The sequence below is a fragment of the Nocardia sp. GP40 genome, assembly GCF_050434125.1.
Classification (GTDB): Bacteria; Actinomycetota; Actinomycetes; order Mycobacteriales; family Mycobacteriaceae; genus Nocardia; species Nocardia albiluteola.
In genome coordinates this window covers 1-22,654 of the sequence record NZ_JBNPVW010000024.1, presented here as the reverse complement: position 1 = coordinate 22,654, position 22,654 = coordinate 1, and the positions used below count along the sequence as shown (strand labels likewise).

Here is a 22,654-nt window from a genome sequence, read left to right as displayed (position 1 = left end):
GATGATTATGCACGATCGTGCAATCCCATTCATCGGCAGGGCCGGAAAAAATACTTGTTTCACCGGAGCAAGTAATCTACTGTTGTTTCATGCAAGCAAACAAAGACCAGATTTCGGAGCTCGTTCGCACCGTCAGCCTGTTCGCCGAGGCCAACCGCCAGGGGCAGGCACGGGCGTTCGATCCGGTCCGGCTGGGTGTCTTGCAGTTGGCCGTCGACCACGGCCCGCTCCGCGCGGGCGAGGTGGCCGAACGGCTGGGGGCGCTCCCCTCCTCGGTCACCCGGCACATCAAGGCGCTGGCCGAGGCCGAGCTGGTGACCACCGAGCCGGACCCGGCGGATCGGCGAGCGGTGCTGCTCGTGGCCACCGACGTCGGCCGCGCGGAGCTACGGCAGTTCCTCGCGGCCGGCGAAGAGGTCTTCGGGGCGGTCATCGCCGACTGGTCCGCGGATGACGTGGTGGCCCTGACCGGGCTACTCACCCGGCTCATCCGGGACTGGGCACATCACGGCGCGGAGCAGCAGCAGACCGCGCGACGCAGGCACCGGTACTTCCGCTGGAGCCAGGATTGAATTGGGGTAATACGATGTCCGACAACACATCTCTGCACGTCATCATCGCCGGCGGCGGCATCGGCGGCCTCGCGCTGGCCCACGGCCTGCGCGGCGCGGGCGTCAGTGTCGCGGTCTACGAACGCGACCGGCACCGCACCGACCGGCTGCAGGGATTCCGCATTCACATCAGCCCGCGCGGCAGCCGCGCGCTGCACGAACTGCTGCCCGCGCATCTGTATCGCGCGTTCGTGGCCGGCGCCGGAAACATGGACCGCGAGTTCGGCTTCGGTTTCGCCACCGAACAGCTCGACATGCTGCTCGAGCTCGACATGGACGCGATCGAGGGCGCGACCACCGGCGACGACGTCGACCGCAACTTCGGCGTCAGCCGCATCACCCTGCGCCAGGTCCTGCTGTCGGATCTGGACGGCATCGTGCACTACGACAAGGCGATCACCGGCTACCGGAAGCTGGATGACGGCCGGGTGGAGGCCCAATTCGCCGACGGGACAACGGCGGTCGGCGACGTGCTCGTCGGGGCCGACGGCGCCACCTCCCGGGTGCGCGCCCAGCTGCTGCCGCACGCCGAGCGGGTGGATACCGGAATCGCCTGCATCGCGGGCAAATACATGTTGAACACCGAGGGACGCGAGCGTCTCGCCCGGCGCCTGCAGCTGGCCCCGGTCTCTGTCATGCCCGCCCGGACGGGCGGAATGTTCGTCGCCCCGCACGTTTTCGAGGAGCCGGACCCGGCACTCGGCGGCATCGGCGGCAACGACGGTGCGGCCGAACTGAATCCGGGCGCGCTGTTCGACAACACCGAGCCCTACGTGCTGTGGAGCTATGCCGCGCGCCGCGCCGACTACCCGGTCGACCGCGAGCTGGAGTCGCTGGAGCCCAAGGAACTTCAGGACCTGGCCGACCGGCTCACCGCCGACTGGTCCCCCGAGCTGCGCGAGCTGATCACCGGATGCCCTACCGAGACGGTCACGCTGCTGCCGATTCGCACCTCGGTCCCGGTGCCCGCGTGGGAGACCACCAACGTCACGCTGCTCGGCGATGCCATCCACAGCATGACCCCGTTCCGCGGCATCGGCGCGAACGTGGCCCTGCGCGACGCGCACGAGCTGCGCGATCGCCTGGTCGCGGTCGCCCGCGGCGAGCGCGACCTGCTGGACGCGCTGCACGAATACGAGGCCGAGATGATCGACTACGGCTTCGCCGCGGTGCGCGCCTCGCTCAAGACCGCCGAGCAGTCGGTGTCGACCAGTCGCGTCGGACGCGCCCTGGGCCGCACCATGTTCCGCGTGGTCGAGGCCATCCCCCCGCTCAAGCGGAAGATGTTCGGCGGCCTGGGCTCCGAGCCCAAGACCGCCGACGCCTAGCGACCGTCAGCTGACGATCGCGAACAGCACGGCCGCGACCGCGAAACTCACCACCGACAGCACGGTTTCCAGCACGCTCCAGGTCTGCAGCGTCTGCTTCACCGACAGGTTGAAGAACTTCGAGACCATCCAGAAGCCGCCGTCGTTGACGTGGCTCAGAATGATCGATCCGGCGCTGATCGCCATGGCGATCAGCGCGACGGACATCTCGGAGTATCCGTGCCCGGCCACGAGCGGTCCGACGATGCCCGCGGTCGTCACGATGGCCACCGTCGCCGAGCCCTGCGCGATCCGCAGGCCGCAGCTGATGATGTAGGCCATCACGATCACCGGCAGCCCGGCCTCGGACATGGTGTGCGCCAGCACCTTTCCGATGCCGGTTGCCGAGATGACCGCCCCGAAGAACGAGCCCGCTCCGATCACCAGCAGCAGCATGCCCACCGGCCGCAGCGATTCCGCGGTGAGCGCGCCGAGCTGCTGCACCGTCGATCCACGCCGCAGGCCGAGCGCATAGAACGCGAACAGCACCGCGATCAGCAGCGCCACGGCCGGATTGCCCAGGAACGTCAGCACTTCCAGCAGCCGGGAGCCCTTGTGCAGCAGCTGGCTGCCGAAGGTCGCGCCCAGGATCAACACCAGCGGAATGGCGATGATGCCGCCGATCAGCGCGATCGATGGCGGCTTGCGCTGCGCCGCATCGGATTCCGATTCCGGCTCCGTCGCCGCGGCCTGCACGGTGAACTCGGCGGGCACGTCCACCACGATCCGCTTGCCGATGAAGGTGCCCCAGACCAGGCCCGCCGCGATGAATCCCGGTATGCCGCAGATCAGTCCCATGATGATCAGCCAGCCCAGGCTGACCCCCATCAGCCCGCCCAGGGCCACCGGGCCCGGGTGCGGCGGCAGGAACGCGTGTGTCATGGACAGGCCCGCGACCATCGGCATCGCGTACAGCACCAGCGATCCGCCGCCGCGCTTGGCGGCCACGTAGACAAGCGGGGCGAGCACGAAGATGCCGATATCGAAGAACACGGGAATGCCGAAGATGAGGCCCATCAGGCCCATGGCGATCGGAGCGCCCTTGCGCCCGAATATCTTCTGCAGCCGCTCGGCCAGCACATCCGCGCCGCCGGAGCGTTCCATGATCGCGCCGAGCACCGTGCCGAGACCGATGATCACCGAGATGTGGCCCAGGATGCTGCCGAATCCGGTCTCCAGGATGGAATCCGAGGATTTCAACGGGGTGCCCACGATCTTGGACACCGGCAGCCCGGCGGCCAGCGCCAGCAGCAGGCCCGTCAGGAGCAGCGCGATGAACGGCTCGAGCTTGAACCGGATGATCGCGACCAGCAGTACCGCGATCGCGAGACCGCACAGTATCAGTAGTCCGGGTGTGCTCGTGCGTAGCCAGTCGACGGTGACGGACATACCTGCCTCACTTCATGGATCGAACGAAAGATGCCGCGCGCGAGGCGATGTCGGACCATCGGCCCGCGGCGACATCGGTGGGTGCGACGACGTCGGTGCCGGCCGTGACCGCCACCGCGCCGTGGGCGAGAAACTCCGCGGCATTACCGGCGTTGACCCCGCCGGACGGGATCAGCTCCGCGTCCGGGAAGGGTCCACGCAGATCCTTCAGATAGCCGGGTCCCAGCGCGCGGGCCGGGAAGATCTTCACCGCCGCCGCGCCCATGTCCAGGGCGGCCATCACCTCGCTGGGGGTGAAAGCGCCCATCACGACCGGAATGCCGTGCCGCGCGGCGGCATGGGCCACGTCGGGCCGCAGTCCCGGGGTGACCAGGAACCTCGCGCCGCTGCCGATGGCCTGCTCGGCCTGCTCGGCGGTCAGCACCGTGCCCGCGCCGACCACCGCCCGCTCGGCGGCCGCGGCCGCGGCCAGGGCGTCGAGAATGCCGGGCGTGGTGAAGGTCAGTTCCACCGCGCGGATTCCGGCGCCGGCCAGCGCCTCGGCCAGGGCCTTCGCGTCGGGTATCCGCGGCGCGCGCACGACGGTGAGCACCCGGTCGGCGCGGATGACATCCATGGCGGTCGTCAACGTGTCTCCTTCAGGGTCGGGTCCATACGCAGCGCACGACCGGCCAGCGCGCCGGTAGGCCTGCCGGCGTCGATCGCGAACTCGCCGTTGACGATCACGTGCTCGATGCCCTTGGCCTGCTGCTTGGGATTGTCGAAAGTGGCTGTGTCGCGGATGGTTCCGGGATCGAAGAGCACCAGATCCGCGGCGTAGCCGGGCCGGATCAGGCCGCGCTCGCGCAGCCGCAGCCGCCCGGCCGGGTTGCCGGTCAGGTGGTGCACGCACTCCTCGAGCCCGAGCACGCCGAGTTCGCGCACGTAGTGCCCGAGGTAGCGCGGGAACGTGCCCCAGGCCCGCGGATGCGGCCGCTCCCCGACCAGTAGCGCGTCGCTGCCACCCATGTGCCGCGGGTGCCGCATGATGGCGCGCACGTTCTCCTCGTGGCCCACGTGCTGCAGGATCGTGGTGGCCAGCTCGTCGCGGCGCAGCAGATCGAAGAAGACCTCCACGGGCGCAATGCCTTCCGCGGCGGCGATCTCGGCGATCGTGCGCCCGGCATACCGGTCCAGGTCGGCATACGCGACGCCGCTGATCTGAATGGTCCCCCAGTCGACGGTCACCCCGTGGCACCCGTCCGAGCCGTTGACCGTCACGTCGGCGACGATGCGCTCCCGCTCGCCGGGATCGTCCAGGCGCGCCAGCACCGCATCCGGTCCGCCCGAGGACGCCCAGCTGGGCAGCAGTGCCGAGAGCGTCGTCGAGCCGGGCAGATACGGGTAGGTGTCCAGGGTGATGTCGCAGCCCTCGGCGAGCGCGGCGTCGATCATCGCGAGCAGTTCCGGTGCGCGCCCGCGGTTCTCGGCGAAGTTCATCGTCGCGTGCGTGAGATGCACCGCGCAGCCGGTGTCGCGGGCCAGGCCGATCATCTCGGCATACGCGTCCAGGGCGCCCGCGCCGTACGAGCGGTGGTGCGGGGCGTAGAAGCCGCCCGCGTCCGCGACCACCCGGCACAGTGCCGCCAATTCCGAAGTGCTGGCGTACATTCCGGGCGTATAAGTCAGGCCACTGGACATGCCGACCGCGCCCTGCGCCAGCCCCTGGGCCAGCAGCTCTGCCATGCGGTCGATCTCCGCGGCGGTCGCCGGGCGCTTGTCCGGGCCGACGACGAGCAGCCGCAACGTGCCCTGCGGCACCAGGTAGGCGGCGTTCGGCGTGATGCCCGCGTCCAGCCGGTCCAGGTACTCCCCGACGGTGCGCCAGGAGAAGTCCAGGTCCGCGGGATTGCCGTTCCACCCGGCGATCTGGCGCCGCAGCACGGCCAGGGCGGCCTCGTCGACGGGCGCGTACGACAGCCCGTCCTGGCCGATCACCTCGGTGGTGACGCCCTGACTGACCTTCGGGAAGTGCCCCGGATCGGTGAGCAGATGCAGATCGGAGTGGGCATGCATATCGATGAAACCCGGTGCCAGCACCAGGGATTCGCCCTCGATGACGCGCTCGCCCCCGGCGATCGTGCCGGGCCCGGCGATCTCGGTGATCCGGCCGCCGGCCACCGAGACGTCGCCCCGGAAGCGGGGTGACCCCGTCCCGTCGACGATGTCGACACCACGAATCAGCAAGCTGCCCATCATCGTTCGATCCGCTAGAAGAAGGTGTGCAGCAGGTCGATCACGCGCGGACGGTCGGCGCCGGCGTCGTCGACGACCGGGATCAGCCGCCACTTGTCGAATGCCGTGCACGGATGTGACAGGCCCAGCCGCACCACGCTGCCGACGGGCACCTCGCCGCCCTCCGGCAGGCGCAGGAAGGTGTGCTGATCGTTGAGCGCCGACACCAGCGCCGCGCTCGGCATCCCTTCCTGCCCCTGCCCCTTCGAAAGCCGTTGCGGTACCGGCAGCCCCTCATCGAACGGCAGGTCCCGCTTTCCGGCGTCCAGCAGCGCCAGCCCCGGCTCGGGCCGGGACACCGTGCGGGCCCAGCCGTGCATGGCCGAGCGCAGCGGGTGCTCGGCGCGCGCGCCGGCCAGCGGCGAAATGCCGGAGTAGAAGCCGTCGTCATGGATGATGTACGCGCCCGACCGCAGCACCACGGTCGTGGCGGGGCCGCGCTCGCCACGCTCGTCGGCCAGGCCGGCCAGGCGCTCCACGACCAGATCCTGGTAGGCGCTGCCGCCGGCGGTCACGATCGCGGGGCGTTCGTACGTGGGGGTGAGTTCGCGGTGCAGGCGGGCCAGATCGTCGAGGTAGTCGTGCACGGTGGTGACCGCGTCCGGGCGGCGGTCGTGCGCGAGGGCGCCCTCGTAGCCACCGGCCCCCGCCAGCTCGAGCCGCGCCGAGTTCCGCACGGCCGCCGCGACGGCCAGGGCCTCCTCGACACCGCGGGCGCCGGTGCGCCCGCCGGCGCCACCCAGCTCGACCAGCACCGGCACGCGCGCGGCTGTATCCGTCGCAGCTCCCGCCAGGTGCCGGTCCATGGCCTCCACCGTCGCGACGCTGTCCACCCAGCTGTAGAACTCGAAACCGGGATCGCGATCGAGTTCGGCTGCGAGCCAGGCCAATCCGACGGGGTCGACCAGGGCGTTGGCGAGCACGATGCGGGCGACACCGAACGACCGCGCCACCTGCACCTGCCAGCCCGTGGCCAGGGTGATCCCCCAGGCGCCGGCCGCGAGCTGTTCGCCCCACAGCTGGGGGGACATCGTGGTCTTGCCGTGTGGCGCCAGCCGGACCCCCGCGCCGGCCGCCCACTCCGCCATCACCGCGATATTCGCATCCACCGCGGCGCGATCGATGGTCAGCACCGGGGTCTCGAGATCGTCCAGATGAGGTGCGGTGGCGAGGAATTCGCGCGCGGACAAACCCCAGGCCGCGGGCGGCAGCGATTTGTGCTCGGGCCCGAGCACCCGGTCGTGCAGGGCCGCCACCTTCACCGAGTCGATGGTCTGCAGGTCGCCGTCGATCGCCACGACACTCCTTCCCTCGTAGGCTGAACGTCATACGGTCCAGCTATTGCACAATCTGCAACGCGCATTGCGCATCGTGTTTTCCGTGGTTATTCTGCACGTGATGACCGATAGTCGCAAGCATCCGAAGGAGACGGCTGTGATCTGGCCTACGCCGCCCCGCATACGGGCGATCACCGTGGGCGAGGGGCTCGCCGTGCTGATCGCGCGGCCGGGCCCGCTCGAGGACTCCCTCACCTTCGATCGCACCGCCGGCGGGGCGGAACTGAACGTCGCTACCGTGCTGACCCAGCTCGGCATCGGCACCGCCTGGGTGTCGCGGGTCGGTGACGACGGATTCGGCCGCTACCTGGTTCGCCACCTGCGCGAGCGCGGGGTGGACACCTCCGCGGTGTACACAGACCCGGCCCGGCCGACCGGTCTCTACGTCAAGGAGCGCGGCGGCGGATCGTCGCATCCGGCCGATCTGGCCGCCGGGGCGAGCCGAATGCTCTACTACCGCACCGGATCCGCCGCCAGCGCCCTCTCACCCACGGACCTCGATGCCGGTAACGGGCTGCTGGAACAGTGTGAGCTCATCCACTTCACCGGCATCACCACCGCACTGTCCCCGTCGGCGACCGCGCTCACCGATGCGCTCACCGCCCTGCCGCGGCGCGAGCGGTTGATCAGCTTCGACCTGAATTACCGTCCGGCACTGTGGATCCGGCGCGAGGAGAACGCCGCGGATACGCTGGCACGACAGCTGCGCGGTAGCGACGTGGCGTTCCTGGGTGCCGACGAGGCGCAGGAGGTGTTCGGCACCGGCGATCCGGAACGGCTGCGCGAGATGTTCCCGCAGCCACGGCATCTCGTGGTGAAGAACAGCGGGCATTCGGTCACCGGTTTCCTCGGTGCGCTGCGCCTCGAGGTGCCCGCGCTGCGCCTCGAGGTCACCGAGGCGATCGGCGCGGGCGACGCGTTCGCCGGTGGCTACCTGGCCGCGCTGCTGCAGGGACGTCCGCACGAACAGCTGCTGCGCTACGGCCATCTGTGCGCCGCGGCCGCGCTCACCGGCACCGGCGACGTGGCCGAGCTGCCCCCGCCCGCCGTGCTCGAATCCGCCGCCGCGGCAACCGCTGCGGGGTGGGCCGCGACGCGGTGGATTCCGGCGGCATCCGAGGAGGCGTCATGAGTCAGAGCTTGCAACGCGCGTTGACGATCCTCATCGAACTCGGCGAGGACCCGAAGACCCTGGACCAGTTGGCCGCGCGCCTGGGCGTGCACAAGTCCACGGTGCTGCGGCTGCTGCAGACCATGCAGGCCGACCGCTTCGTCACCCACGACGCGGCACACCGGTACACGCTCGGCTCGCGGCTGTTCGAGCTGGCCAACCACGCGCTCGAGCGCCGCGACGTGCGCACGCTGGGCCGTCCCCACCTGGAGGCGCTCAACGCCGACACCGGGCAGACGGTGCACCTGGCGACCTACGAATCGGGCGAGGCGATCTACATCGACAAGCTCGACGCCACCCAGAGCGTGCGCATGTACTCGCGGGTCGGGCGCCCGGCGCCGCTGCACTGCACGGCCGTGGGCAAGGTACTGGTCGCGGCGCATCCGCGCGCGCACTGGCGGGCGATCGCCGAGCGGCTGGATTACCACAAGTTCACCGAGCGCACGATCCGCACGCCGGAGCGGTACCTGGCCGAGCTGGAACTCGTTGCGGCCCAGGGGTTCGCCGAGGATCACGAGGAGCACGAGAGCTTCGTCAACTGCATCGGCGTCCCGGTGCGCGACGGCACCGGCGCGGTCGTGGCCGCGCTGTCGGTGTCGGTTCCGGATCTGCTGCTGGACCACGAGCAGGTGCTGGGCCTGCTGCCGCGCGTGCATGCCACGGCCGAGGCCATCTCGACCGAGCTGGGCTGGAGCCCGCGCTCCGCATCCCACTCGAAATCCCCACTCACGAAAGGCATTTCATGACCGGCAAGACCGCCGTCCGCACCACCGACGCCCCCGCCCCCGCCCACACGTTCTCCCAGGGCGTGCGCAAGGGTCCGTTCGTGCAGGTCTCCGGCCAGGGCCCGGTCGACCCGGCCACCAACGAGTACCTGTATCCGGGCGATGTGGCCGCGCAGACGACCCGCACCCTGCAGAACGTCAAGGCGATCGTGGACGCCTCGGGCGCGAGCTTCGACGATGTGGTGATGCTGCGCGTCTACCTCACCAAGCGCGAGGACTTCGCGACCATGAACGACGCGTACGGAAAGTTCGTCGAGGAGCACACCACCTGCGGCGTGCTTCCCTCGCGCACAACGGTTTTCACCGGCCTGCCCCGCGAGGAGATGCTCGTGGAGATCGACGCCGTCGCGATCGTCACGCAATAGAACGCCGGGCCGCGGCCGGGCCGGAAAACGGTGGGCCGCGGTCCTTTTCGTCTCAGGCCGTGGCAGCGCCCAGAATCTCCAGCACCGCGTCCGAGGTGTAGAACGGCTCCAGTCGTTCCCGAATCAGCTTGGCCAGCACGCCGTTACGCTTGGTGGCCTCGACGACCGCCGGGCCGTAGCGCAGGATCTCCGCCTGGATGTCCTCGGCGTCCAGGCCGAGTTCGGGCAGCAGCGCGGCCAGGGTGTGGTCACCGTACTTGGTGAAGAACACCTCGACGCATTCGTCCAGCAGCAGGCCGAAGTATTCCTTGTCCCGGGTGGTGATCGCGATCCGGTGCACGATCTGGGCCAGCTCGCGCAGGTCCTGCCGGGACAGGTAGTCGCGCAGGCCGCTCACGGGCTCACCCGCGTGCAGATCCCAGAATTCCATCGCCGCGCTGTGCACGGGCGCGTCCCGGAGCATTTCGCGGATGGCATTGTTGGTGCGCTTGAGCGCGTATTGCGCACCCTTGCCGGCCATTTCGCCGATGAAGGTGCCGTCGGCGGCCTTCTCGGCCGCCTTGCGCGCCGTCTTGGCCGCCGAGGTGCCGAAGGAGACCAGCGATCCCACGCCGGGAATCTTGGCGGCCATCTGCCGGTTCGACTCCATGAAGTCGTCGATCAGCTTGTCCACGAATTTCGACGCGACGGTCGCGACCAGCGGGCTCTCGGTCAGGCGCTCGAAGATCCGCTCCTGGGCCTGGTGCATGCCGAAGATCTTCTCCAGCAGCGCCTCCACCGGTTCGCGCTCCACGACGTCACCGAGCGTGTAGTCCTCGTTGCGGGCGATGTTGTCGTAGATCGCATCGGCGAACACACCCACCGAATCCGCGATCACCGGACTGCCGCCGATCCGGTCGACCACGGTGCGCACGGTCTGCCGGGCATCCTCGACGCCGACGATGTCGCGGAAGATCATGGTGTCCGCGACGCCGATCACGGCCTCCACATCGCGCGCGATCACCTCGGCGAACCGGTCGCCGCTCACCTCCGCCAGCAGGAAGTCCACTTGCGCATCGAGCAGGCGCTCGGCGATTTCGCGCGGCTGGGCCATTCGTTCCCCTAGTTCGTCTCTCCTGGACCGCCCGTCTGGTCGGAGTCGTTGCGGTGCATCGACTTCCGAATCTCGTCCAGGCGTTCCCGCGCGGCCTTCTGCCGCGCCTGCCACTGTTCCTGCGCACCGCGGCCCACCGGTGTCTGCGCCGAGAGCTCGCCCATTCCCTGCGCGGTACCGAAGCGCCGCTCGACCTTATCGCGAACTGACTCGAAAGTAGGGACACCGGAATCCGAGTAGCCGGTGCCCGGGAACTCGGTCGGCGTCAGGATGGCTCCGGTGACCGGACTCGGCTGGTCGAACGGGGTCACCGCGCGACCGCCCGCGACCTCGGCGGCCGGGCTCGTGTCCGACGTCACATCGGGCTCCGGGTCCGCATGGCCGGTCCGGGCGGACAACTCCACCGCCACCAGATGCAGCGGTTCCAGGCCGGGCCGCCCCGTGGTCGCCGCCGTCACGACGCTCAGCAGATCCTCGTCCGGCAGCACGGCGAGAATGGCCGCCAGATCCGTCAGTTCGGACATGTATCCCAGGCTACGCAGAATCACCGGCCCCGGGCCGGACGCGCCGGGTGCGCGAACCTGCCATTGGGCCTCGCGGATCTACTCCGGGACCGCCGAGGCATCATCGAGCACCGAGGACACCCACTCCGCCACCGTCGGCGCCCAGCTCGGGATCAGGATCAGATCGTTGTGACACCCACCCGGATAGATGTGCAGCCGCTTGGGTTCCGGTGCGGCGTCGTACAATTCGCGCGCCATGCGGACCGGCAGCAGTTCGTCGTTGTCGCCGTGCATGATCAGCACCGGGCTGCGCAGCGACCGGATCCGGCGCAGATTCGGAAATGCATCGGGCACAAAGGGTCTCGGCAGATAGGGGTAGACCACCCCGGCCGCGTCGCGCAGGCCGGTGAAGGTGGACATGAGGATCAGCGCGGCGGGCGGGTAGCGTGTGGCCAACTCCGTCATCACCCCACCGCCCAGCGATTTGCCCAGGTACACAACCCGATTCGGATCGACCCGGGGTTGTGCGAGCAGCGTCTCGCGCGCGGCGCGCGCATCAAGGTAGATCCCGCGCTCACTGGGGCGCCCGCCGCTGCGCCCGAAGCCGCGGTAGTCGAAGACCAGCACGTCGAATCCGACGGCGGCCAGCAGCGCGAGCACCGGCGAGCGATCCCCGATATTGCCGGCATTGCCGTGCGCGAACAGGACGTGGCCCAGCGGGGATCCGGCGGGACGGGCATTCGCCGCACGCACGAACCACCCGTTGATCCGCGTGCCGTCGGCGGCCGTGAAATACAGGTCCTCGTAGTCGACCCCGAACCCCGCCGGCGTCACGGTGATCTGCCGCTCCGGCATGAACGTGAGCGCATTCAGGATCGGCGTCGACGGATGTCGCATACGAGTCATTGTCCAGGCCGCGCTAGTGGTACGCGATGGTGATGTTCGGATGCTGCGCCGGATCCAGCCATTTCAGTAGGGCGACCACCGAGGCGCGCGGCGTCTCGACGCATCCCTCCGACGGAATACCCGCGTCCACGTGCACGAAGAAGGCCGAGCCCGCCCCGGGTCGGACGGGCGCGGTGTTGTAGCCGATCACGATCGCATAGTCGTAACTGGTGCCGGCCTGGCCCAGGTTCTCGCCGTCGCGCTCGTCGAACGGGCAGGTACCCGGGGCGCAGTGCTGATAGGTGTTGTACTGCGAACTCTTCGGATCGCTCACCCACCAGTCGCTGGTGCCGATCTGCCGGTAGAGCAGCCTCGTACCCGGATTCGGCTCCCGCCCGAACGCCGAGGGCAGCCCGAACGTGCCCACCGGTGTGCGGTTCATCCCCTCGTGCGTCGGCCCCACGCCGGCGGTCCCGACCCGGATGGACACCGGCCCGACGGCGCTGGTCCAGCCGCCGCTCGAGCGCTGCCAGCCCTGCAGGGTCCCGGTGGTGCTGCCCGGCCCCGACACCAGCACGGTCAGCAGTTGATCGGTGCCCGGCGGCGGCACGGGCACCCCTGCGGGCAGCCCGGCCCCCACACTTCCCGGGCCGAAGTCGACCGGTCGCGCGGTCACGGAATGTGCCGGTACGACCGTGGTCGTAGGCACGGCACTTGCGGATCGGGTCTGCTGCTGCCCGCATCCGGCCGCCACCAGCAGCACCGCCGCGCAGACGGCCACGCGGTGCACGAGGTTCCAGGACACACTCACCCGGCCGAGCTTAACCGCACGGCGTTGCGCGCCTCGTACCCAACAGATATGTCCGTGTCGGCATGTCCGTCTCCGCGCGGACCGGCGAGCCCGCCGGCCGGGGCGGATCGCGCGGGCACATCCGCCCAGGCACATCCCCTCCGGGCGCGCTCCATCCGTGATCGGGCAGTCGCTCCCACTGCCCGTGCAGCGCGCGAAATATCGGCGGGCCGGCCGGGGCGGATCGCGCGGCACATCCGCCCAGGCACATCCCCTCTGGGCACCCTCCATCGTGATCGGGCAGTCGCTCCCCCACCGCCCATGCAGCGCACGGCATCTCGGCGGGCCGTCCGACGCGGTTTACACGTCGGCGAGATCCAGGATCATGCTGTGGATCCCGGCGTAGCGGGTCAGATTCGCAACGTCGGCGCCGGTCGCCTGCCCGGCCTCCGACGCGAGGGCCGCATCCAGGGCCGCGCGATCATCCCAATCGAGTGCGGCGACCATGTAGCACGAGTCGCCGTGCACCGCGGCCGGGGAATGGCTCCGGGTGTATCGACGCAGGCCCGGGAGCTGGTTCGCCAGCGGTATGTGCACCTCGCGGTAGTGCCGTTCGAATGCCTCGGCGTCCGAGGGCGTATCCCACAGGATGAGCAGGCGCGCCTTCGGAGCGGCGGCGGTGGGCTGGGCTGATGTGGTCAATGCTCGGCTCCTCGCTATCGGCCCGGTGACGCTCACCGGGCTCATCGACTTCGACGCACCGAACCCGGGCGAATCGACACGACCGGCGGCCGAATCGATTCCGCCGACCGACTATCCGCGCAACACCGCTCCCACCGACGCGGATGCCGCCGCCACCGCGGCGTCGCGCGCCGCACTCGCCTCGTCCTCGGTCAGCGTCCGATCCGTGGCGCGGAAGCGCAGCGCATAGGTGAGCGAGGTGCGCCCCTCGCCCGCCTGCGCGCCCTCGTACACATCGAACAGCGCGATGTCCTCCAGCAGCTCACCGGCGCCGGAGCGCAGCGCGGATTCGACCGCGGCGGCGGGCACCGCACGCGCGACGCTCACCGAGACGTCCTGCAGCACCGCCGGGAACGGGGAAACCGTTGGCACGGGCCGGGATTCGCGCAGCGGTAGGGCGTCCATGTCCAGCTCCACCGCACAGGTGCGCGGCGGCAGGCCAGCCCGCTCCAGCACCGCGGGATGCAGCTCGCCCGCATGCCCGACCACGACGCCCTCGACGAGGAGTTCGGCGCAGCGCCCCGGATGGAACGGCAGATAGGCCGCGGCCCGGCGCTCGATGGTCACCCCGGCGGCCTCGGCGACCGCGTCGGCCAGGGCGAAGGCGTCGGCGGCCTCCGCGGCCCGGCCGGGCCCCCACGGGCCGCGCGGCTCGCGGCGCCCGGTCAGCACGGCGGCGACGTGCACCGGCTGCGTGGGCAGCGAGTCGATCAGCTCCGCGATCTGCGCGTCGCTGGGCCGCCGGTCCACCGGCAGCGCGTCGACCGGACGGATGTTGGGCCCCGGCAGCACGACCTGGCCGATGCCGTAGATCGACAGGTCCCGCTCGCCGCGGGAGATGTTGCGGGCGGCCACCTCCAGCAGACCTGGCAGCAGCGTCGTGGCCAGCTCGGCCCGCTCGACGTCCAACGGGTTCAGCACGCGCATGGTGGCCCGGCGCGGATCGCCGGCGGGCAGGCCCCAGGTGTCGAACGCCCCGGCCTGCAGGAAGATCGGCGCGGGCACCTCGACGCAGCCGGAGAACGCCAGCGCCCGGCTGACCGCGCGACGGCGGCGCTGGGTGGCGGTGAGCCCGCGGCCGGCGGGGGCGGTCGGCAGCACCGACGGAATCTGCTCGAGACCCTCGAGGCGCAGCACCTCCTCCACCAGATCGGCGGGCTGGGCCAGATCGGGCCGCCAGCTCGGCGGGGTCACCACCAGCTGGCCGTGCCCGGACTCGCTGACATCGACGTCGACCGCGCAGCCGATCTGGGCCAGACGCCGCGCCGCGGTCCCGGTCGGGTAGCTCACCCCGGCGGTGCGGTCGGGCAGATCCAGATCCATGTGGATCGGCGCGGCCGGATCGACCGGCAGGCGCACGTCGGTCAGCGCGGGTTCGATTGTGCCGCCGGTGATCTCGGCCAGCAGCGAGGCGGCGCGATCGAGTGCGGCGACGTTCACCTCGGGGTCGACCACGCGCTCGTAGCGCTTGCCGGCCTCCGAGCTCAGCTTGTGGCGGCGGCCGGTGCGGTAGACCGCGAGGGGATTCCAGGTCGCGGCCTCGAGCAGGATGTCGGTCGAGTCCGAACTCACCTCGGTGGTGGCGCCGCCCATGACACCTGCCAGCGAGATCACGCCCGAATCGTCGGCGATGACGGTGTCCTCGCCGTCCAGCACCCGCTCGGACTCGTCCAGGGTGCGCAGCGTCTCGCCGGTGTTGGCCTTGCGAACCACCAACGGCCCGTTGACCTTCGAGGCGTCGAACGCGTGCAGCGGCTGCCCGAGCTCGAGCATCACGTAGTTGGTGACATCGACCGCGGGCGAGATCGGGCGGACCCCGGCCAGCAGCAGCCGGCGCTGCAGCCACCACGGGCTCATCGCCGTGGGGTCGATGCCGGTCACCCTGCGCGCCGCGAAACGCGTGCAGCCGGAGTCGGATTCAACCTTGATCGGCCACGCCTCGGCCTCGTCGTCGGGCAACGGGGACGGTCGGTCGGCGGAGCTTGCGGAGCCGACGGGGTGGGTAAGCACCGTGCGCACCGCCGGGTCGGCGTACTCGAGGTCGAAACCGCAGGCGAGCTCGCGCGCCAGCCCGCGCACCGAGAAGCAGTAGCCGCGGTCGGGGGTGATGTTCAGCTCGACCACCGTATCGTCCAGGCCCAGTAGCTCGTTCGCGTCCGCGCCGGGTTCGGCGGTGCCCGGCTCGAGCACCAGGATGCCCGAATGGTCCTTGCCGATACCGAGTTCGGCGACCGAGCAGATCATGCCGTTCGAGGTGTGCCCATAGGTCTTGCGCGAGCTGATCTCGAAGCCGCCCGGCAACACACCGCCCGGGAGCACCACCACGACCAGGTCACCGACGGCGAAATTGCGGGCGCCGCAGACGATCTCCTGCAGATCCGGGTTCCCGACGTCGACCTTGCAGAACCGGATCGGCTTCTTGAACTCGGTCAGTTCGGTGATCTCCGCGACGCGGCCGACGACGAGCGGATGCTCGATCGCGCCGGTGATGCGCTCGAGCTTGTCGAGCTCCTCGACCTCCAGGCCGACCCGGACGAAGCCCGCGTCGAGCTCCTCCGGCGTCACCGACCAGCCGGGGGTGGTGCGCTGCAGGATTTCGGTCAGCCAGGACTGCGCTACTCGCACTGGACGTTTCGCTTTCTCGTGTGCCTCGGTGTGGGGCCGGTGTCAGGACTGGATGCCGAAGGGCAGGGTGAACCGCACGTCGCCTTCGACGATGTCGCGCATATCGGAAATGCCGTTGCGGAACTGCAGGGTGCGCTCGAGACCCATACCGAAGGCGAAACCGCTGTACACCTCGGGGTCGATCCCGCTGGCGATCAGCACCTTCGGGTTGACCATGCCGCAGCCGCCCCATTCCACCCAGCCGGCCCCGCCCTTCTTGTCCGGGAACCACACGTCCACCTCGGCCGAGGGCTCGGTGAAGGGGAAGTAGTTGGGCCGCATGCGGGTTCGCGTCTCGGCGCCGAACAGCGCCCGGGCGAAGGCATCCAGGGTGCCGCGCAGGTGCGCCATCGTCAGGCCCTTGTCCACCGCCAGGCCCTCCACCTGAGAGAACACCGGGGTGTGCGTGGCGTCGAGCTCGTCGGTGCGGAAGGTACGCCCCGGGCACACCACATAGATCGGCAGCTCGCGCGAGAGCATCGAGCGCACCTGCACCGGCGAGGTGTGGGTGCGCAGCACCTGCCGCGAGCCCTCCGGCGCGAGGTGGAAGGTGTCCTGCATGGTGCGCGCCGGATGGTCGGGCAGGAAGTTCAGCGCGTCGAAGTTGAAGTGCTCGGTCTCGACCTCGGGCCCCTCGGCGACCTCCCAGCCCATCCCGACGAACACGTCGGCCACGCGCTCGGAGATCGCGGTGATCGGGTGCCGGGCGCCGACCGCGGCGCGCCGGGCGGGCAGCGTCACATCGATGGCCTCGGCGACCAGCACGGCGGCGTCGCGCTCGGCGAGCAGCTCGGCCCGGCGGGCCTCGAAGGCCGCGCTGACCCGGGAACGCGCCACGTTGACCCGCTTGCCGGCCTCGGACTTCTCCTCCTTGGGCAGGCTGCCCAGCGAGCGCTGCGCCAGCGAGATCGGCGACTTACCGCCCATGTACTCGGTCTTCGCGGCCGCGAGCGCATCGAGGTCCGCGGCCGCGGCAAAAGCCTTCTCCGCCGCCTCGGCCGCCGCGCTCAGCGACTCTTCGCTGAGCGCCGCCTGCTGTGCCGGGTCCTTGTCGGCTGCGTTGTCCTGCGCCACGATGGTTCGTCTCTCCCCTGCGTCCGGGTCTGTCCTCGTACCTCTTGCTGACATTGTCGCTGGTGGAATCGTAGGCGATGCGCCCGCCCCGGCTCACGCCCGTTTATCTCGCCGAGATCACATATGCACAACCGACATCGATCCGCGCGATACAGTCCGCCGGTGACTGCTCGGATAGGTGCCGGCGCGTCCGGGGCGATCAGGCGATTCGCCGGATGGGTGGCCCGGGGCTCCGTCGGCCACCCCATGCTCACCGGTGTCGACTACTGGGACGAGCTGCGCGATTCGCCGTCGCAGATGGAGACGTGCTTCGCAATCTTCGCCAACGTCCTGGAGCTCGACGACGCGGGCGAGCCGGTCAACGAGAAGTATGCCGAGCGCCGCGCGGCGGCCTGGTTGTACCGGTACTGCACCGGCGAACTCCCGCCGGGCGAGCCGGAACTAGAACCCTGGGAGGTCGAGCTCTACTGACCGATCGACGGGCGGGTCGCCGCCGGAGATCCGGACCGTGCCGACCGATTTCCGTGCGCAGAGAGCCCCCCGGCAGACTGATCGGCGATGGAACTGCCCGAACTTCCCGATCTGCCGGTGCGGGGTGCGCTCGACCGGATCGTCGCGACACTGCGCGAGCGGCACACCGCGGTGCTGGTCGCGCCGCCGGGCACGGGCAAGACGACCCTGGTGCCGCTGGCGCTCGCGGCCTCGATGACCGGGCGGGTGGTCGTGGCCGAGCCGCGGCGGCTGGCCGCGCGGGCGGCGGCCGCGCGCATGGCCGCACTGCTGGGTGAGCCGGTGGGACGAACCGTTGGCTATTCGGTGCGCGGGGATCGACGGGTGAGCGCGGGCACCCGGATCGAGGTCGTCACCTCCGGGCTGCTGGTACGCCGGTTGCAGGGCGATCCCGAACTGGCCGGGGTCGACGCGGTGATCCTCGACGAGTGCCACGAACGGCATCTCGACGCCGACCTGCTGCTGGCGCTGCTCCTCGACGCCCGCGCCGGGCTGCTGCCGGAACTCCGGGTGCTGGCCACCTCCGCGACCGTCGCCGCCGACCGGCTCGCGACGCTGCTGGGCGAGGACGACCGCGCGCCCGTCCTCGAGGTGCACGCGCGGACCTACCCGGTGCCGATCTCGTACCTTCCCCCGCTCCCCCGCGAACGCATCGAGGCTCAGGTGGCCCGCGCGGTGCGGGCCGCGCTCGCCGAAACATCCGGCGACGTTCTGACATTCCTGCCCGGCGCCGCCGAAATCCGGCGCACCACACAGCAACTCGCCGATCTGCAGGACGTGGACGTGGTGCCGCTGCACGGCCGATTGTCCGCCGGAGGGCAGGACGACGCACTGCGCCGGGGCTCCCGGCGACGGGTGGTGCTGTCGACCGCGGTGGCCGAATCCAGCCTGACCGTGCCGGGAGTGCGTGCCGTAGTGGACTCCGGACTGTCTCGCGTGCCGCGCATCGACCGCGGCCGCGGACTGTCCGGCCTTGCCACGGTTCGCGTTTCGGCGGCGGTCGCCGAACAGCGCGCCGGACGCGCCGGGCGCGAGGCCCCCGGGCACGCCTGGCGATGCTGGCCCGAGCACGAACAATCCACTCTGCCCGCCTACCCGGAGCCGGAGATCCGCACGGCCGACCTGACCCGTCTCGCCCTCGAGCTCGCCTGCTGGGGCACCCCGGACGGCACCGCCCTGGCCTGGTGGGATGCGCCGCCGTCCGGCGGCCTGGCCGCGGGCCGAGATGTCTTGCGCGCCTTGGAGGCTGTGGACGACGACGGCACAGTCACCCAACACGGGCAACGGCTCGCGCGGGTGGGCCTGCACCCCCGCCTCGCACGAGCGTTACTGGACGGTGCGGCCGCGGTGGGCGCCCGTACTGCGGCCGAGGTCGTCACGATGCTCGACGACGACACCCTCACCTCGACAGTCGATCTCGCATCCGGCCTGCGCACGCTGCGCCGGGAACGACCCGCCCGCTGGGTCCGCGAGGTCGAGCGGCTCACCCGACTCGCCGAGCAAGCGGCCGACGGCCCCCGGGGCGCGCCGGCAACGGACGTCGGGCCGTCGACCGGGCGCGATCGGCGCACCGAGGCTCACTCCACGCAGAACAGTCCTCGCACCCGGAGTCCGGGGCGCGAAGACGCGGGGTCGGGTCGAGCATCGCGCGGCGCGACCAGCGATAAAGGCGGCGCGACGGAGGGTACCCGAGACGACCGCTATTCCAGCACCGACGACCCCGCTTTCGTTGTCGCACTGGCACATCCGGAACGACTGGCACGACGCCGCGCCGCGGGCTCGTCGAGCTATCTGATGGCGGGGGGTACCGCGGTCACGCTGCCACCAGGCTCGGGCCTAGGCGACGCCGAGTGGCTCGCCGTCGCCGTGGCGACCCGGGATCCCGGCCGCTCCGACGGGCTCGTCCGACTGGCCGCGGTGGCCGACGAGCGACTGGCCCGCGATGCCGCGCCCAACCTCCTGACCACTGCCGACGAGGTGGACTGGGTCGACGGCGACGTGGTGGCCCGCCGAACGGAACGACTCGGCTCGATCGTGCTGTCGGAAAGACCGATTCGCGAACCGGATCCTCGATTGGTCCGCACGGCTGTGTATTCCGGCCTGCGTTCAGCGGGTCTCGGTGTACTGCACTGGAATCCGGACGCACGCTCCCTGCGCGACCGCCTCAACTTCCTGCACCGCACCCTCGGCGCGCCCTGGCCCCCGGTCGACGACGAGGCCCTGCTCGACGACACCGACGCCTGGCTGGGCCCGGACCTCGCCACCGCACGCCGCCGCGCGGACCTCGAACGCATCGACGCCGGACACGCACTGCGCCGCCTGCTGCCCTGGCCCGCGGCCGCGCGGCTGGACGAGCTTGCGCCCGAACGCCTTTCGGTACCCTCCGGCAGCGCTCCCCGGCTCGACTACTCCGCCGAACAACCGGTGCTCGCGGTGAAGGTTCAGGAGATCTTCGGCTGGGCCGACGCACCCCGCCTGGCCGACGGCCGCGTCCCGATCCTGCTGCACCTGCTCTCCCCCGCCCAGCGCCCCGTCGCGGTCACCGCCGATCTGGCCTCCTTCTGGCGCACGGGCTGGTCGCAGGTCCGCGCGGACCTGCGAGGCCGCTATCCCAAGCACTCCTGGCCCGAGGATCCCACGACGGTCCCGGCCCACCGCGGCGCCGCCCGCAACGCGAACCGGCACTGAGCCGGCGAAGGCGCGCCTACCCGGCCGTGACGGTCTTGACCTCGGCCATCGCCGCACGGGCGGATTCCACGAGCGTGCCGCCCCGATCGGCCGATACCCACCGCGTGAATCCGATTTTGAATGCCGCGATGCCCACCTCGGCGGCCAGGCTCGCGGCCGGTTCGGGAACCCCACGGGCGCGCAGCGCCTCGGCGCTGGTCTCCGCGAGCGCGGCAAGCTTGATCAGCTCGCGCTCGCGCAGTGCGGCGTTCGCGTCGATCACCGATTGCCGCTGCCGCGAAAAATCCCGATCCTGCCCGATCATCTCGCACACGGCGATCAGGGCCGACTCCATCACGTCGATGGGCGCGGCCGAATCGGGCGCCTCGGCAATGGCTTTCGCCGTCAGCTCGTGCAGGAGATCCTGCCCGCCGAACAGCACCTCGCGCTTGTCCGCGAAGTGGCGGAAGAACGTGCGCTCGGTCAGCCCGGCCCGCTCGGCGATGTCCGCGACGGTGGTCTGATCGAAACCGCGCTCGAGATACAGCTCCATCGCCGCATCCCGGAGGCGGCCTCGTCCATTCGGTTCCCATCGAGCCATGGCCCCATTCTAGCGGTGATGTCACCCACTGAACTCACTTGATGACAGCGGCTGTCATCGCAGCTACAGTGATGTCATCCACTGACATAAGCAAGCAGAGAGGCTGTTCTCATGCGCATTTTCGTCACCGGCGCCTCCGGCTGGGTCGGCTCCGCCGTCGTTCCCGAACTGATCAGCGCAGGTCACGATGTTGTCGGACTGGTGCGATCGGATGCCGCCGCCGCACGTTTGGCCGCCACCGGCGCGCGGGTACGCCGGGGAGACCTGCACGATCTCGACGGCCTGCGCGCGGGCGCCGAGGATTCCGACGGCGTCATCCACCTGGCCTTCATCCACGATTTCTCGAACTTCGAGGAGAACCAGCGCATCGATCGCGCGGTCGTCGACGCGTTCGGAGATGTGCTCGCCGGCTCGGACCGGCCGCTGGTCATCGCCTCCGGGCTGGTCCCGCACAACATCGGCGAGCCCGGAATCGACACGGGCGACATGATCCGCCCGGCCACCGCGGCGGCCACCATCCGCCTCGCCGACCGCGGCGTCCGCTCGGTCGTGATGGGCCTGCCGACGACGGTGCACGGCGAGGGCGATCACGGCTTCGTCCATGCCCTCGTCGAGGCCGCCAGGGCGACCGGCATCTCCGGCTACATCAGCACCGGCACGCAGACCTGGCCCGCGGTGCACCGCTCGGATGCCGCGCGGGCGTTCCGCCTCGCGATCGAAAAGTCCTCCGCCGGAACGGTTCTGCACGCGATGGCCGAATCCGGCGTGCCGACCCGCGAGATCGCCGAGGCCATCGGCAAGGGACTCGACCTGCCGGTGCGGTCGATCTCCCGCGAGGACGCGCTGGCTCACTTCGGCTGGATCGGGACGTTCTTCGGCATGAGCGTCACCGGCGACAGCGGCTCCCTGCGGGACCAGCTGGGCTGGCAGCCGACCGGCCCGACCCTGCACGAGGATCTGGCCGCGCCCTACTACTTCAAGGACTAGCGAGTGGCCGGGAGGGATCTCACCTCCCGGCTCTCTCAGAACCGTGCGTGACAGTCTCCCGTCATACGGCTCCCATCATCGAGTCGTTCACGGTTACGGAGTCACGATCGCCCAGTGGGTGAATAGCCGCGGGTAAGCGTGCGCGATTTTGCGCAACGCTTCGCGTGCCCGCTTCCACCGGCCCCGGAACCGCTTATATTTCTGCACGAGCCATCGCACCAGGTAGTCGTTGATTCGATTGAGGCTGAAATGCAACGCCGAGCGGCGAAACCGCCCGTAGTAGTTCATCCACCCTCGCACCACCGTGTTCACTTCCCGGGCGAGTTCATTCATGGTCGAGCCGCTGCGTTGGTGCAGTCTCCAGGAACGGACCCGCTCCCGGATGCCCTTGGCGGCTTCGTCGCTGATGGCCGGGTTGAAGCCGGAGAAGAACCTCCCCGTCCTCGTCCGAACCATCCGCGATCGGAACCCGTACCCCAAGAACGTGAACGACGTGTGCTGGAACTCTCCACGCCGAGCACGGTCCTTGCAGTACACGATGCGGGTTTTGTCGGGATGTAGTTGCAGCCCACCACATTCGGCCAATCGCGCCGCGATCGCCTCCCGCACCAGGTGCGCTTGGTCCTCACTCGCGCAGTGCACCACCGCGTCGTCGCAGTACCGCTCGAACGCAACGTTCGGGAACTCCCGAACCAGCCACGCATCGAATGCGTAGTGCATGAACAGATTCGCCAGCAACGGTGAAATTACGCCCCCAACGCTGTTGGCAACTTCTGCTTCGATGTCACGCTGACCTACCGTCGGCTGGAGCGTCCTCGACGCCGTACGACGGCGGTGTGA

21 protein-coding genes are annotated in these 22,654 nt (G+C 70.1%); 8 read left to right on the top strand and 13 right to left on the bottom strand.

Annotated features, from left to right (window positions below; translation table 11 throughout):
* Nucleotides 1–89: 89 nt before the first annotated feature.
* Both ABH933_RS42585 and ABH933_RS42580 read left to right on the top strand, forming a co-directional pair.
* The gene (locus ABH933_RS42585) at nt 90–572 is read left to right on the top strand and encodes a MarR family winged helix-turn-helix transcriptional regulator (RefSeq protein WP_429428684.1); all 483 of its coding nucleotides are present in this window, start codon (nt 90–92) and stop codon (nt 570–572) included.
* Nucleotides 573–586: 14 nt separating this feature from the next.
* Nucleotides 587–1,939 (top strand): FAD-dependent oxidoreductase, encoded by a 1,353-nt coding sequence (locus ABH933_RS42580; protein WP_429428682.1) that lies wholly within the window; start codon nt 587–589, stop codon nt 1,937–1,939.
* Between the two features lie 6 nt (nt 1,940–1,945).
* On the opposite strand, the gene ABH933_RS42575 is transcribed toward ABH933_RS42580, so the two are convergent.
* Genes ABH933_RS42575 through ABH933_RS42560 form a run of 4 tightly spaced genes read right to left on the bottom strand, consistent with a single transcriptional unit; the run spans nt 1,946 to nt 6,939 of the window.
* On the bottom strand, nt 1,946–3,367 hold the full coding sequence (locus ABH933_RS42575; RefSeq protein ID WP_429428680.1) for a GntP family permease: 1,422 nt from the start codon (nt 3,365–3,367) through the stop codon (nt 1,946–1,948).
* Between the two features lie 7 nt (nt 3,368–3,374).
* Nucleotides 3,375–3,983 (bottom strand): bifunctional 4-hydroxy-2-oxoglutarate aldolase/2-dehydro-3-deoxy-phosphogluconate aldolase, encoded by a 609-nt coding sequence (locus tag ABH933_RS42570; RefSeq protein ID WP_429428744.1) that lies wholly within the window; start codon nt 3,981–3,983, stop codon nt 3,375–3,377.
* A gap of 8 nt (nt 3,984–3,991) precedes the next feature.
* Entirely contained in the window at nt 3,992–5,602 is a 1,611-nt protein-coding gene (locus tag ABH933_RS42565) for an N-acyl-D-amino-acid deacylase family protein (RefSeq protein WP_429428742.1), read from the bottom strand.
* A 14-nt stretch (nt 5,603–5,616) separates the two neighbouring features.
* On the bottom strand, nt 5,617–6,939 hold the full coding sequence (locus ABH933_RS42560; protein WP_429428678.1) for an amino acid deaminase: 1,323 nt from the start codon (nt 6,937–6,939) through the stop codon (nt 5,617–5,619).
* Nucleotides 6,940–7,039: 100 nt separating this feature from the next.
* Here ABH933_RS42560 and ABH933_RS42555 point away from each other — a divergent pair, with 100 nt between their 5' ends.
* The 3 genes from ABH933_RS42555 to ABH933_RS42545 are packed head-to-tail and all read left to right on the top strand — an operon-like array spanning nt 7,040 to nt 9,299.
* On the top strand, nt 7,040–8,110 hold the full coding sequence (locus ABH933_RS42555; protein WP_429428676.1) for a sugar kinase: 1,071 nt from the start codon (nt 7,040–7,042) through the stop codon (nt 8,108–8,110).
* Nucleotides 8,107–8,895 (top strand): IclR family transcriptional regulator, encoded by a 789-nt coding sequence (locus ABH933_RS42550; RefSeq protein ID WP_429428674.1) that lies wholly within the window; start codon nt 8,107–8,109, stop codon nt 8,893–8,895. The genes ABH933_RS42555 and ABH933_RS42550 overlap by 4 nt, the downstream gene beginning before the upstream one ends.
* Nucleotides 8,892–9,299 carry a RidA family protein gene (locus tag ABH933_RS42545; protein WP_429428672.1) on the top strand — a complete coding sequence of 136 codons (408 nt, stop codon included), beginning with the start codon at nt 8,892–8,894 and terminating at the stop codon, nt 9,297–9,299. The genes ABH933_RS42550 and ABH933_RS42545 overlap by 4 nt, the downstream gene beginning before the upstream one ends.
* A gap of 52 nt (nt 9,300–9,351) precedes the next feature.
* Here the strand turns inward: ABH933_RS42545 and ABH933_RS42540 are convergent, their stop codons facing one another.
* The 7 genes from ABH933_RS42540 to pheS all read right to left on the bottom strand — a co-directional run bounded on the left by ABH933_RS42540 (nt 9,352) and on the right by pheS (nt 17,049).
* Nucleotides 9,352–10,392, bottom strand: coding sequence for a hypothetical protein (locus ABH933_RS42540; RefSeq protein ID WP_429428670.1), 1,041 nt, complete (start codon nt 10,390–10,392; stop codon nt 9,352–9,354).
* An 8-nt stretch (nt 10,393–10,400) separates the two neighbouring features.
* Nucleotides 10,401–10,916, bottom strand: coding sequence for a hypothetical protein (locus ABH933_RS42535; RefSeq protein WP_429428668.1), 516 nt, complete (start codon nt 10,914–10,916; stop codon nt 10,401–10,403).
* Nucleotides 10,917–10,994: 78 nt separating this feature from the next.
* A complete protein-coding gene (locus ABH933_RS42530) occupies nt 10,995–11,792 on the bottom strand; it encodes an alpha/beta hydrolase (protein WP_429428666.1) in 798 nt (265 codons plus the stop codon).
* Between the two features lie 22 nt (nt 11,793–11,814).
* Nucleotides 11,815–12,591, bottom strand: a complete 777-nt coding sequence (locus ABH933_RS42525) for a L,D-transpeptidase family protein (RefSeq protein WP_429428664.1) — start codon at nt 12,589–12,591, stop codon at nt 11,815–11,817.
* A 339-nt stretch (nt 12,592–12,930) separates the two neighbouring features.
* Nucleotides 12,931–13,272 (bottom strand): EthD family reductase, encoded by a 342-nt coding sequence (locus ABH933_RS42520; protein WP_429428662.1) that lies wholly within the window; start codon nt 13,270–13,272, stop codon nt 12,931–12,933.
* Nucleotides 13,273–13,383: 111 nt separating this feature from the next.
* Nucleotides 13,384–15,936 carry a phenylalanine--tRNA ligase subunit beta gene (gene pheT, locus ABH933_RS42515; RefSeq protein ID WP_429428660.1) on the bottom strand — a complete coding sequence of 851 codons (2,553 nt, stop codon included), beginning with the start codon at nt 15,934–15,936 and terminating at the stop codon, nt 13,384–13,386.
* A gap of 42 nt (nt 15,937–15,978) precedes the next feature.
* Entirely contained in the window at nt 15,979–17,049 is a 1,071-nt protein-coding gene (gene pheS, locus ABH933_RS42510; RefSeq protein ID WP_429428658.1) for a phenylalanine--tRNA ligase subunit alpha, read from the bottom strand.
* A gap of 162 nt (nt 17,050–17,211) precedes the next feature.
* On the opposite strand from pheS, the gene ABH933_RS42505 reads away from it, so the two are divergent.
* On the top strand, nt 17,212–17,520 hold the full coding sequence (locus tag ABH933_RS42505) for a DUF7677 family protein (protein ID WP_429428656.1): 309 nt from the start codon (nt 17,212–17,214) through the stop codon (nt 17,518–17,520).
* 87 nt (nt 17,521–17,607) lie between these two features.
* A complete protein-coding gene (locus ABH933_RS42500) occupies nt 17,608–20,247 on the top strand; it encodes an ATP-dependent RNA helicase (protein WP_429428654.1) in 2,640 nt (879 codons plus the stop codon).
* Nucleotides 20,248–20,263: 16 nt separating this feature from the next.
* Here the strand turns inward: ABH933_RS42500 and ABH933_RS42495 are convergent, their stop codons facing one another.
* Nucleotides 20,264–20,827 (bottom strand): TetR family transcriptional regulator, encoded by a 564-nt coding sequence (locus tag ABH933_RS42495; RefSeq protein ID WP_429428652.1) that lies wholly within the window; start codon nt 20,825–20,827, stop codon nt 20,264–20,266.
* A 111-nt stretch (nt 20,828–20,938) separates the two neighbouring features.
* On the opposite strand from ABH933_RS42495, the gene ABH933_RS42490 reads away from it, so the two are divergent.
* Complete coding sequence (locus ABH933_RS42490; protein ID WP_429428650.1) at nt 20,939–21,814, top strand: SDR family oxidoreductase; 876 nt, start codon at nt 20,939–20,941, stop codon at nt 21,812–21,814.
* A gap of 93 nt (nt 21,815–21,907) precedes the next feature.
* On the opposite strand, the gene ABH933_RS42485 is transcribed toward ABH933_RS42490, so the two are convergent.
* Nucleotides 21,908–22,654 (bottom strand): group II intron maturase-specific domain-containing protein (locus ABH933_RS42485; RefSeq protein WP_429428648.1); only part of this gene is annotated, 747 nt, incomplete at its 5' end.

Coding starts and splice junctions, on each gene's coding strand:
- ABH933_RS42575 (WP_429428680.1), bottom strand. CDS start 3,367: ATGTCCGTCACCGTCGACTGGCTACGCACGAGCACACCCGGACTACTG.
- ABH933_RS42580 (WP_429428682.1), top strand. CDS start 587: ATGTCCGACAACACATCTCTGCACGTCATCATCGCCGGCGGCGGCATC.
- ABH933_RS42555 (WP_429428676.1), top strand. CDS start 7,040: ATGACCGATAGTCGCAAGCATCCGAAGGAGACGGCTGTGATCTGGCCT.
- ABH933_RS42500 (WP_429428654.1), top strand. CDS start 17,608: ATGGAACTGCCCGAACTTCCCGATCTGCCGGTGCGGGGTGCGCTCGAC.
- ABH933_RS42565 (WP_429428742.1), bottom strand. CDS start 5,602: ATGGGCAGCTTGCTGATTCGTGGTGTCGACATCGTCGACGGGACGGGG.
- ABH933_RS42490 (WP_429428650.1), top strand. CDS start 20,939: ATGCGCATTTTCGTCACCGGCGCCTCCGGCTGGGTCGGCTCCGCCGTC.
- ABH933_RS42535 (WP_429428668.1), bottom strand. CDS start 10,916: ATGTCCGAACTGACGGATCTGGCGGCCATTCTCGCCGTGCTGCCGGAC.
- ABH933_RS42495 (WP_429428652.1), bottom strand. CDS start 20,827: ATGGCTCGATGGGAACCGAATGGACGAGGCCGCCTCCGGGATGCGGCG.
- ABH933_RS42530 (WP_429428666.1), bottom strand. CDS start 11,792: ATGCGACATCCGTCGACGCCGATCCTGAATGCGCTCACGTTCATGCCG.
- ABH933_RS42570 (WP_429428744.1), bottom strand. CDS start 3,983: ATGGATGTCATCCGCGCCGACCGGGTGCTCACCGTCGTGCGCGCGCCG.
- ABH933_RS42585 (WP_429428684.1), top strand. CDS start 90: ATGCAAGCAAACAAAGACCAGATTTCGGAGCTCGTTCGCACCGTCAGC.
- ABH933_RS42545 (WP_429428672.1), top strand. CDS start 8,892: ATGACCGGCAAGACCGCCGTCCGCACCACCGACGCCCCCGCCCCCGCC.
- ABH933_RS42550 (WP_429428674.1), top strand. CDS start 8,107: ATGAGTCAGAGCTTGCAACGCGCGTTGACGATCCTCATCGAACTCGGC.
- ABH933_RS42540 (WP_429428670.1), bottom strand. CDS start 10,392: ATGGCCCAGCCGCGCGAAATCGCCGAGCGCCTGCTCGATGCGCAAGTG.